Here is a 3,679-nt window from a genome sequence, read left to right as displayed (position 1 = left end):
TCCCATGGGCGCCCGGGGCGCCCATGGGACGCCGGGCCCGGGCCCGGGCGGCGCCGAACACCCGCACGCGCTCGATCAGCTCGACTCGGAACGTCTCCGAGGTGGTGACGCCGCGGTTGCTCTCGGGCTTGGCGATGTAGTCGACGGCGCCGAGGGCGAGGCATTTCAGCGAGATGTCGGCGTTGCGCGTGGTCAGCGTCGACATCATCACGACTTGGAGATTCGGGCTCATCGCCAGCATGCGCGGCAGCGCCGTCTTGCCGTCGAGTTCCGGCATCTCGATGTCGAGCAGCACGACGTCCGGGTCGTGCTTGGCCATCATCTCCAGGGCGATGCGGCCGTTCGAGGCGGTCCCGGCGAGTTCGAACCCGGCCTCGGCGATCCAACGAGCGACGAGCCCGCGCACGACGGCCGAATCGTCGGCGATCAGCACCCGGATCGGAGCCGCCGTGGATGTCGTGGATTGCGCAGGCGGACTGCGAAGCGGGACGACCGCGGGGCTCAGGGCCATGATGTTTGCCTCGGGTACTGGGTCGCGGTTGGGGTCGGCGCCGATTCAGGCCGCGTCTGCGACGAGACCGACCTGTTCGAGCTTGGCCGCCAGGATGTCGCGGTCGAAGGGCTTCATGATGTACTCGTCCGCCCCCGCTCGGAGCGCCCGGGCGATCGCCCCGACATCGTTCTCGGTGGTGCAGAACAGGACCTTCGGGACGGTCCCCCCCTCGCTCTGGCGCAGGGCCTGGAGGAACGTGTAGCCGTCCATGTTCGGCATGTTCCAATCGAGCAGGATCGCGTCCGGCATGCCGGCCGCGCAGACTTCGAGCGCGGCGCTGCCGTCCTCGGCCTCGCTCACATTGATGCCGAGGGCCTCGATGATCCGCCGCGCGACCTTCCGGATCACCGCGGAATCGTCGACCACCAGGCAGGTCGTCTCGTGTGGCGCTTTCATACCCCCTCCTTCACGCGGCCTTCGCGCCGGCAGCGCTGAAGCCGAGGAGCGCGTCCACGTCGAGGATCACCAGGAGGCGGCCGTCGAGGCGGTGGACGCAGGTGGCGAGGTTGCGCCAGCGCGGATCCAGGTTGATCGGCACCGCCTCGCGGCTGTCGGTGCCGAGCTTCAGCACCTCGCCGACGCCGTCGACCACGAGCGCGAAGGTCTCGCCGCCCTGCTCCAGGCCGATCGCCATCTTGGGATTGGCCTTCTCGTCCTGCACCACGGCATCGGGCAGGCCCAGGCGCCGACGCAGGCACACCGCCGTGACCACGCGGCCGCGCAGGTTCAGCAGGCCGACGATCTCGGATGGCGCCAGCGGCACCGGCGTCACGCCGGAGGGGACGAACACGTCGTGGACGCGCTCGATCGCCAGGCCGAACAGGGTGTCGCCCACGAACACGGTGACATAGTCGTCGGTGGGGCCGGTCTCGGCGCCGTTGGCATTGGCAGCCTGCATCAGAACTCTCCGGGTTCGATCGTCGTAGGGCGGGCGGTGCCGGGATCAGGCGGCTTGAGAGACATCCGTGGCGCTGATCTCGGCCAGGGCCGCGATCAGTCCGCTGCGGTCGAACTTGGCCACGAGGTCGCTGATCGCCAGCGCCCGGGCCCGCTCCACCGCCTCGGCCCCGACCGACCCGGTCAGGCCGATCACCGGGAGGCCGGCGAGGCGCGGCTCGGAAGCCCGCATGGCGGCGACGAGGTCGAAGCCGCTGCGGCCGGGCATCTCGAGGTCGGTGACCACGATCTCGATCCGGGTCTCCGACTGGAGGAGTGCCAACGCGGCATCGGCGCTCGCCGCGGTGATGACCTGATAGCCCGCGGCCTTCAGCACCGGGCTCAGCATGTCGCGGAAGAAGGCCGAGTCGTCGACCAGAAGGAGCGTCGAGACCTGCTCCGACTTCTTCGGGCCGCGCGCCCAGTCGTCGTAGGCGAGCGGCAGGAAGTGGGCGATGTTGATGATGTCGGTGGCGCGGCCACGCAGCACCGCCGAGCCGATCAGGTCCGAGCGGTCGGCTGCGATCTCGATGTCGAGGCGCTCCTCGACGATGTCGACGATCTCATCGACCACCAGGCCCATGGCGCGCTCGCCGTCGGAGAACACCACCAGCGCCTGGGTGCCTTCGGAGCGGATCGTGATCGCCGAGTCGGCCGGGACCAGCGGCATCAGCCGGCCGCGGTACTGGATCAGCGGACGGCCGCCCAGCCACTCGACCTTGTCGCACTCGATCTCTTCGAGGCGGGTCACCAGGGAGAGCGGCACCGCCTTGAAGCTGCCCTGGCCGCCCTTGAACACCAGGAGCGTGGTCTTGGAGTCGATGCCGTCGGACATCTCCGCCTCGGCGTCGGGATCGGCATGGCTGTTGCTGCCCTGGACGCCCTGGGCGACCTGCCGGGCCACGCCGTTGGGATCGACGATCAGCACCACGGCGCCGTCGCCGAGGATCGTGTTGCCGGCAAACATCGGAATGTGCCGCAGCTTGGCCGACATCGGCTTCACGACGATTTCCTCCGTGTGGAAGACCTCGTCGACCAGAATGCCGAAGCGCTCGCGCCCGACCTGGGCCACCACCACGAAGCCCGCCTGCGTCGCCTCCTCGCCCGAGTCGGCCGATTGCCCGAGCAGACCGGTGAGCGACACGATCGGCAGCAGCCGCTCGCGCAGGCGCAGCACCGGCGAACCGTTGATGCGCTCGACCCGCTGCGCCCCGGCATCGACCCGCACCAGTTCGAGCACGGCCACCTGCGGCAGCGCGAAGCGATGCTCGCCGGCGCGCACGATCAGGGCGGCCACGATGGCCAGGGTCAGCGGGATCTTGATGGTGAAGGTGGTGCCGCGGCCCGCCGTGGTGGCGATGTCGATGATGCCGCCGATGGTCTCGATGTTGGTCTTGACCACGTCCATGCCGACGCCGCGGCCCGACACCGAGGTGACCGCCGCCGCGGTCGAGAACCCGGCGTCGAAGATGAACTTGGCGACCTGCGCGTCGGTCATCCGCTCGACATCGGCCTGGGCCGCCAGCCCGCGCTCTACCGCCTTCTTGCGGATCGCCGCGAGGTCGAGGCCCTTGCCGTCGTCGGCGATCTCGATCGTGATCGTGCCGCCCTCGTGGTAGGCGGCGAGGCGGATCGTGCCGCGGGCCGGCTTGCCCGCCGCGATGCGCCCGGCGGTGGACTCGAGGCCGTGATCGGCCGAGTTGCGGACCATGTGGGTCAGCGGGTCCTTGATCACCTCGAGGACCTGCCGGTCCAGCTCGGTCTCCGCGCCGACCATCACGAGGTCGATCTGCTTTCCGAGTTCGGCCGAGAGGTCGCGCACGACGCGCGGCAGCTTCTGCCAGGCGCTGCCGATCGGCTGCATGCGCGTCTTCATGACACCTTCCTGCAGCTCGGCGGTGACGTGGGACAGGCGCTGGAGCGGAACCTTGTAGCTCGAATCCTCGTGCCGGCGGGCGATCTCGAGGAGCTGGTTGCGGGTCAGCACAAGCTCCGAGACCATGGTCATCAGGTGCTCGAGCGTATCCACGTTCACGCGGATCGTCTGGATCTTTCCGGCCGCCGTGGTCTCGGTGGCCACCACGGCCTCGGTGTCACCCGCCGGCTCGGCCCTGCCCGAATCGGCCTCGGCCGGCTCGGCCTTGAGCACGACGGGGGCGGCGGGTTTGGCAGCGGCGGGCTTGGGTGCCT

4 protein-coding genes are annotated in these 3,679 nt (G+C 69.7%); all 4 read right to left on the bottom strand.

Going from position 1 to position 3,679, the window contains the following annotated elements:
• Nucleotides 1-511, bottom strand: a 511-nt coding sequence (locus tag FV228_RS23180; RefSeq protein WP_147856740.1) for a response regulator, incomplete at its 3' end; no start/stop codon positions are given.
• Between the two features lie 45 nt (nt 512-556).
• Nucleotides 557-949 (bottom strand): response regulator, encoded by a 393-nt coding sequence (locus FV228_RS23175; RefSeq protein ID WP_147856739.1) that lies wholly within the window; start codon nt 947-949, stop codon nt 557-559.
• Between the two features lie 10 nt (nt 950-959).
• Nucleotides 960-1,451, bottom strand: coding sequence for a chemotaxis protein CheW (locus FV228_RS23170; protein WP_147856738.1), 492 nt, complete (start codon nt 1,449-1,451; stop codon nt 960-962).
• Between the two features lie 45 nt (nt 1,452-1,496).
• Nucleotides 1,497-3,679, bottom strand: a 2,183-nt coding sequence (locus tag FV228_RS23165) for a hybrid sensor histidine kinase/response regulator (RefSeq protein ID WP_246694006.1), incomplete at its 5' end; no start/stop codon positions are given.

It is taken from the genome of Methylobacterium sp. WL18, assembly GCF_008040015.1.
GTDB classification, from domain to species: Bacteria; Pseudomonadota; Alphaproteobacteria; order Rhizobiales; family Beijerinckiaceae; genus Methylobacterium; species Methylobacterium mesophilicum.
Note: the sequence above shows the minus strand (reverse complement) of the source record. Positions and strands in the feature narration are given on the sequence as shown.

Coding starts and splice junctions, on each gene's coding strand:
- FV228_RS23175 (WP_147856739.1), bottom strand. CDS start 949: ATGAAAGCGCCACACGAGACGACCTGCCTGGTGGTCGACGATTCCGCG.
- FV228_RS23170 (WP_147856738.1), bottom strand. CDS start 1,451: ATGCAGGCTGCCAATGCCAACGGCGCCGAGACCGGCCCCACCGACGAC.